This is a genomic window from Mycobacterium asiaticum (assembly GCF_001673365.1).
GTDB classification, from domain to species: Bacteria; Actinomycetota; Actinomycetes; order Mycobacteriales; family Mycobacteriaceae; genus Mycobacterium; species Mycobacterium asiaticum_A.
In genome coordinates, this window is the sequence record NZ_LZLS01000180.1 from 1 (window position 1) to 6,360 (window position 6,360).

Annotated in this window: 6 protein-coding genes; 5 read left to right on the forward strand and 1 reads right to left on the reverse strand. The window is 64.9% G+C overall.

The genetic code is table 11. The features are described from left to right. From A5634_RS19395 to A5634_RS19415, 5 genes are all read left to right on the forward strand, one after another. Window positions 1-1,019, forward strand: a 1,019-nt coding sequence (locus A5634_RS19395) for an alpha/beta hydrolase (RefSeq protein WP_065145654.1), incomplete at its 5' end; no start/stop codon positions are given. An 8-nt stretch (window positions 1,020-1,027) separates the two neighbouring features. Beyond that, window positions 1,028-2,407 carry a mycothione reductase gene (gene mtr / locus A5634_RS19400; protein ID WP_065145655.1) on the forward strand — a complete coding sequence of 460 codons (1,380 nt, stop codon included), beginning with the start codon at window positions 1,028-1,030 and terminating at the stop codon, window positions 2,405-2,407. A 77-nt stretch (window positions 2,408-2,484) separates the two neighbouring features. Next, window positions 2,485-3,558 carry a HoxN/HupN/NixA family nickel/cobalt transporter gene (locus tag A5634_RS19405; protein ID WP_065145656.1) on the forward strand — a complete coding sequence of 358 codons (1,074 nt, stop codon included), beginning with the start codon at window positions 2,485-2,487 and terminating at the stop codon, window positions 3,556-3,558. A gap of 61 nt (window positions 3,559-3,619) precedes the next feature. Continuing rightward, window positions 3,620-4,735 (forward strand): alkaline phosphatase family protein, encoded by a 1,116-nt coding sequence (locus tag A5634_RS19410; protein WP_065145657.1) that lies wholly within the window; start codon window positions 3,620-3,622, stop codon window positions 4,733-4,735. 102 nt (window positions 4,736-4,837) lie between these two features. Beyond that, window positions 4,838-5,809 carry a PPE family protein gene (locus A5634_RS19415; RefSeq protein ID WP_065145658.1) on the forward strand — a complete coding sequence of 324 codons (972 nt, stop codon included), beginning with the start codon at window positions 4,838-4,840 and terminating at the stop codon, window positions 5,807-5,809. Between the two features lie 9 nt (window positions 5,810-5,818). On the opposite strand, the gene A5634_RS19420 is transcribed toward A5634_RS19415, so the two are convergent. Further along, on the reverse strand, window positions 5,819-6,360 hold a 542-nt coding region (locus tag A5634_RS19420; RefSeq protein ID WP_065145659.1), incomplete at its 5' end, for an SDR family oxidoreductase.

The window sequence follows — 6,360 nt, forward strand, 5'->3', positions numbered from 1 at the left end:
TGCCCGACGTGCTGCCCGGCTACTGGCAGTACACGATCCCGCTGGGAGCCGACCCCGACGGCGAGGGTGACATTGTTGCGACCCTGGTCCGACGGGGCCCCACGGCAGGATCCGACCAAAGTGCCAACCATGCCGTGCTGGCCGTCCACGGCTATACCGACTACTTCTTCCAGACCCCGCTGGCCGACCACTTCGCCGGGCGCGGGTTCGCCTTTTACGCGATTGACCTGCGCAAGTGCGGCCGTTCGCGACGAGAGGGTCAGACTCCGCACTTCACCACCAACCTTGCGCGCTATGACGAAGAACTCGACCACGCCTTGCGACTCATCCGCGACGAGCACCGCGACGTGCAGGTACTCATGTATGGGCATTCGGCGGGTGGGCTGATCGTCTCGCTATGGCTGGACCGATTGCGCCGCCAAGCGCGGTCCAGCGTGGCCGGACTGGTGCTCAACAGCCCGTTTTTGGACCTACACGGCCCGGCAATTCTGCGGCTCGGCGTCACCTCGGCCACCATCGCCGCGATATCGCGGATGCGTAGCCGAGGCGTCGCCCGGGGCAGTGGGACCGGCGGCTACGGAACCAGTTTGCACCGCGACTACTTCGGCGAATTCGACTACAACCTGCAGTGGAAGCCGTTGGGCGGATTCCCGGTCACCTTCGGTTGGTTGCACGCGGTGCGGCGCGGCCAGGCGCGCCTGCATCGTGGCCTGGATGTCGGGGTGCCCAACCTCATCCTGCGCTCGGATCACACCGTGGACGAAAACGCCGGACCCGCGGCCCTGCAACACGGCGACGCGGTTCTCGACGTCAGTCAGATCGCCCGCTGGTCGGGCTGTATCGGCAACCGCTCCACCATAATTCCGGTCGCGGACGCCAAACATGACGTGTTCTTGTCGCTGGCCCAGCCGCGCCAGATAGCCTATCGCCATCTGGATCGTTGGCTCGACGAGTATCTCAGCAGCCGCAATGACACCGACGCCTCGGCTCCGCCAGGGCAGAATTCGGGGAAAGGGTGACGCCCTCGATGGAAGCCTACGACCTCGCGATCATCGGAACCGGTTCGGGCAACACAATTCTCGATCATCGCTACGCCGCTAAACGGGTGGCGATCTGCGAGCAGAACACCTTTGGCGGCACTTGCCTCAACGTGGGATGCATCCCGACCAAGATGTTCGTCTACGCAGCCGAGTTGGCCAATTCGATTCGCGGCGCGTCGAGGTACGGCATCGACGCGCATCTTGACGGGGTGCGCTGGGACGACATCGTCTCGCGCATCTTCGGCCGCATCGATCCCATCGGACCCAGCGGCGAGGACTACCGGCGCTCGTCGCCCAATATCGAGGTGTACCGCGGGCACACCAAATTCGGGCCGGTGCAGACCGACGGACGCTACCTGCTGCGCACCGAGGTCGGTGCGGAGTTCACCGCCGAGCAGGTGGTGATCGCCGCAGGTTCGCGGCCTACGGTTCCGCCGGCCATCGCCGCCTCCGGTGCCCGCTTTCACACCAGCGACACCATCATGCGCATCCCCGAGTTACCCGAGCATCTGGTGATCGTCGGAAGTGGTTATGTGGCAGCCGAATTCGCGCATATCTTCTCCGCGCTCGGCGTCCGGGTCACCATCGTCATCCGCAGCCACAGATTGCTGAAGGACACCGACGACGCCATCTGCGAGCGGTTCACCCGCATCGCGTCCAGCAAGTGGGAGTTGCGCACCCAGCGCAATGTCGTGGCCGCCGAGAACCGCGGCTCGGGCATCGCTTTGACACTCGACGACGGGGCCACGATCGACGCGGACGCACTGCTGGTGGCAACCGGGCGGATATCGAACGCCGATCAACTAGATGCCGAGCAGGCCGGTATAGCCGTCGAGGCCAGCCGGGTCGTCGTCGACGAATACCAAAGAACAACGGCGCGTGGGGTTTTCGCCCTCGGCGATGTCTCCTCGCCGTATCAACTCAAACACGTCGCCAACCACGAGGCCCGTGTCGTGCAGCGCAACTTGCTGTGCGACTGGGACGACACCGAGTCAATGGCGATCACCGATCATCGCTTCGTCCCGTCTGCGGTCTTCACCGATCCGCAACTGGCCAGCGTTGGATTGACCGAAAACCAAGCCGCCGCACAGGGATTCGATATCTCGGTCAAGGTCCAGGACTACGGCGACGTGGCCTACGGCTGGGCGATGGAAGACACCACCGGCGTCGTCAAACTGATCGCCGAGCGCGGCACCGGCCGCCTGCTGGGGGCGCACTTCATGGGCTATCAGGCTTCGACGCTGATTCAGCCGCTGATCCAGGCGATGACTTTCGGACTCACCGTCGGACAGATGGCCCGCGGCCAGTACTGGATTCATCCGGCCCTACCCGAGGTGGTCGAGAACGCGCTGCTGGGTCTTAGCTGAGCACCACAACGCGACACTGAACGTGCTGCCGCAAGTCATTTGCATGAAGTTCGCATTCGAACTTACAGTCGGTTCCCGTGCGATCCAGGCTGCTTGACGCGTTGTCGCGGGCGGAGTGGAGCCGGCTGACGGCGATGTTCGCGGTGATAGCCGCGCTGCACCTGATCGGCTGGATCACCGTGGTCTTCGTGGTTGAGCCCGAACATCTGAGCTTGGGCGGCAAGGCATTTGGTATCGGTATCGGGCTCACCGCCTACGCCTTGGGACTGCGGCATGCATTTGACGCCGACCATATCGCCGCAATCGACAACACCATCCGCAAGCTGATGAGCGACGGCCAGCGTCCGCTCGCCGTCGGCTTCTTCTTCTCGCTGGGCCACTCCACGGTGGTGTTCGTGCTCGCGTTGCTGTTGGCGTGCGGGCTGCGGTCGGTAATCGGGCCGGTGCAGGACGATTCCTCCCGACTGCACCACTACACCGGCCTGATCGGGACCGGTGTCTCGGGAATCTTTTTGTACCTGATCGCCGTCCTCAATGTCATCGTGCTGGTCGGCATCCTGCGGGTGTTCGCCCGATTGCGCCGCGGCGACTACAACGAAGCGCAACTCGAGCAGCAGTTGGACAATCGCGGACTGATCAACCGCTTTCTCGGCCGTTTTGCCAAGTCCATCAACAAGTCTTGGCATACGTATCCACTCGGGATCCTGTTCGGATTGGGCTTCGACACCGCGACCGAGATTGCGCTGCTGGTGCTCGCCGGCACCAGCGCGGCATCCGGGTTGCCCTGGTACGCGATCCTGTGCCTGCCGGTGCTGTTCGCCGCGGGCATGTGCCTGCTGGACACCATCGACGGCTCGTTCATGAACTTCGCCTACGGCTGGGCGTTTTCCAACCCGGTGCGAAAGATCTACTACAACATCGCGATCACCGGTTTATCGGTGGCGGTGGCGCTGCTGATCGGCACGGTGGAGTTGCTGGGCCTGTTCGCCGGCCAGTTCGGCTGGCACGGCACGTTCTGGGATTCGCTATCCGCTCTCGACCTGAACACGGTCGGTTTCGTCGTCGTCGGGATGTTCGTCGCCGCCTGGGCCATCGCGCTGCTGGTGTGGCGTTACGGACGAATCGAGCAGAGGTGGGGGGTCAGGGAGTAGAGCCGTTGAGGCCGGCGAAACCTCGGACCACACACTCCTGATTCCGTGCCACACTGGCCTCGTGCCCGGATCCATCTGCGACGTATTGCCCAGCGCGGCGGCGCTACTCGGGGCGCCGGACGCGGTTGACACGCTGGGCTTGACGGGTTCATCCGGCGGGGTCGATCGTGTCGCGGTCGTGCTCGTCGACGGCATGGGCTGGCATCTGTTGCCGGAGTTGGCCGGTGACGCACCACTGCTCGCTTCCGTGTTGACCGGCAGTGCCGGGAAGTTGCGCCGGCTGGACTGCACCTTTCCGTCGACCACCCCGACCAGCCTGGTGTCGCTGGGCACCGGCGCTCAACCCGGCGAGCACGGCATCCTCGGATTCACCCTCAATGTCCCGGGAAGCGACCGCGTGCTGAGCCACATCCGGTGGCGCGAGAACCCGCCGCCCGACGAATGGCAGCCGCTCCCAACGTGGTTCGGGCGGCTCGCTGAAGCCGGCATCGGTGCGCGCGCGGTGTTGCCGGAGTGGTTCATCGGCAGCGGGCTGACCGAAGCGGCCTATCGCGGCGCGCACTTCGTCCCGACACAGGCCGCCGACGACTATGCGCAACGGATGATCGACGAACTGCGCGCCGCACCGGGTCTGGTCTACGGCTACACCGCCGACTTGGACACCGCAGCGCACGTGTTCGGCGTCGGCTCACCCGAGTGGCACAAAGCGGCGGTCGGCGTCGGAGCGCTGCTGTCCAGGTTGGCCGAGTCGCTACCCGCCGGCGCGGCACTGTTGGTGACCGCCGACCACGGTGGCCTCAACGTCTCGCCGGAGTCGCGCATTGACATGGACGCCGACCCGCGGCTGACCGCCGGAGTCCGGGTGGTCGCCGGCGAACCGAGGGTGCGCTATTTGCACACCGAGCCGGGAGCAACCCCTGATGTGCTTGCCGCCTGGACCGAGTTGCTGGCGGGACGTGCGGAGGTGTACTTCCGAGACGACGCCGTCGCTTCCGGAATGTTCGGACCCGTGAATCCTCGGCACCTAGCCAGGATCGGCGACGTCGTGGTCGTATGCACCGGCGACTCGGCGGTGCTGGCGACCAAACACGAACCGCCGGAGACGGCTCGCCTCGTCGGGTTTCACGGCGCCGGCACCGAAGCAGAAATCGCGATCCCCTTGATCGAACTGCTCTAAGCGAACTCAAATCTTTTTTCTATGGTTGACCAATTTCGGTCGCGATAGGTTGGGATTTGTGGATCTGTCCGCAACGGCCCGCCCAGATCAGGTGATCTGACAATGGATTACGGGCTGATGGCGCCGGAAATCAATAGCGCCCGCCTGTATTCGGGTCCCGGCTCGGAATCGTTGTTGGCCGCCGCCACCGCTTGGACCCAGGTGGCTGACGGACTCAATGAAGTGGCGGACGGCGTCCGCTGCGTCACAACGAGCCTGAACTGTGGATGGCAGGGGACGGCGGCAATCGCGATGACCCAGGCCGCGGCACCCTACCTCGGGTGGTTGAACGCCGCGGCGGTAAAAGGACGGGAGGCCGCCGCACACGCCAGGGCGGCCGCGAACGCCTACGAACAGGCCCATGCGGCGGTGGTTCCCCCGTCGGTGGTCGCGGCCAATCGGTCCCGTCGCGAATCCGTGGCGGGCAATAACGCGCTGGCCCAAGACAGCCTGACGGTCGCGGCCATGGACGCCGACTACGAACAGATGTGGGCCCAGGATGTCGACGCTATGTACACCTACGCTGACGCATCTGCGGCCGCGTCGCGGGTGACCCCGTTCACCTCGGCGCCACTTGCCCTGGACCTGCCTGTGATGGCCCATCGCGGCGCGGTCGGCGACCCCGAGGTGCTAGCGGCCGGCTCGCAATTGATCTCGGTCCTGCCGCAGGCATTACAGGCACTTTCAGCGGCACCGTTGACCGCATTCGACGCGGCCCTGGCATCCGTGTCGGCGTCGCTGATGAGACTGGGCGCCCTGGCAGTTCCGGTGAAGTTCCCGATGCACCTACTGAATTGTCCCGGCCAGTTCCAAGGCAAGGGACCGGCCTCGCGCGGTCCCGGTCGAAAGGCAACCGGGAAGGTGAGTGTGCAGGCCCGTTGGGGCGGCGGGATGAAAATCGGCAGGCTATCGGTACCTCGGCCCTGGGGCGAGTTGGAGCCGCCCAGCCCCGTCACCGTCGATTTCCGGTGTTCGGCGCGGCGGATACGGATGATCGGTGGCCGCGCAGTCCACGGGAGACTCGTCTACTCCTAGTGCGTCCCGTCAAAGCGGGGTTACGTAGGCGGAGCTGATGCCGCCGTCCACCAGGAATGTCGACGCGGTGATGAAAGACGCGTCGTCACTGGCCAAAAACGCGACCGCGGCGGCGATTTCGTCCGGCTCGGCGAAACGACCCAACGGCACATGTACCAGTCTGCGGGCGGCGCGTTCGGGGTCTTTGGCAAAAAGCTCTTGCAGCAGCGGCGTATTCACCGGACCAGGGCACAATGCGTTGACACGGATGCCTTGACGGGCGAACTGCACCCCGAGTTCACGTGACATGGCCAGCACCCCGCCTTTGGATGCGGTGTAGGAGATCTGCGAGGTCGCCGAACCCATTACCGCGACAAAGGATGCCGTGTTGATGATCGAGCCCCGGCCGGCAGGCACCATGTGCCGCAACGCGGCACGGCAGCACAGATACACCGATTTCAGGTTGACGTCCTGGACGTGTTGCCAGGCCGCCAGTTCGGTGCTCTCGATCAGGTCGTCCTCGGGCGGGGAGATACCCGCGTTGTTGAAGGCGATGTCGACCAGATCGCAAG

Excerpts from the sequence above, each read along its gene's own strand:
- mtr (WP_065145655.1), top strand. The coding sequence starts at position 1,028 with ATGGAAGCCTACGACCTCGCGATCATCGGAACCGGTTCGGGCAACACA.
- A5634_RS19415 (WP_065145658.1), top strand. The coding sequence starts at position 4,838 with ATGGATTACGGGCTGATGGCGCCGGAAATCAATAGCGCCCGCCTGTAT.